Annotated in this window: 1 protein-coding gene; it reads right to left on the reverse strand. The window is 50.0% G+C overall.

The window, feature by feature from the left end:
• Positions 1 to 9: 9 nt before the first annotated feature.
• A partial coding sequence (locus SB822_RS57985; RefSeq protein ID WP_410859224.1) for a tetraacyldisaccharide 4'-kinase occupies positions 10 to 264 on the reverse strand: 255 nt, incomplete at its 5' end.

Genomic DNA, 264 nt, shown 5'->3' on the forward strand with positions numbered 1-264 from the left:
GGCTTAAAATCAGCTTGTAACACGGCTTTTGAAGCGCTCGATGACCGTATCCAGAATGTGGTCAAGCGCATCGTTGCGATCAAATTTGAGATCAACGTTAAGGACAGCGAGTTTCGTCAGAAAACCGGCAGGAACTCCAATCATCGTTGCCAGACGCACCTGATCCTTCGCAGTAGTGATCAATCCCAATCCCTGACGACGGGCTGTGTCTGTCAGATTGCGAATATCGTCTGGTGCAAAGCTGTGATGATCGGGGAACGAACG

The sequence above is a fragment of the Paraburkholderia sp. SIMBA_054 genome, assembly GCF_046534875.1.
In the GTDB taxonomy this organism is placed as follows: domain Bacteria; phylum Pseudomonadota; class Gammaproteobacteria; order Burkholderiales; family Burkholderiaceae; genus Paraburkholderia; species Paraburkholderia hospita.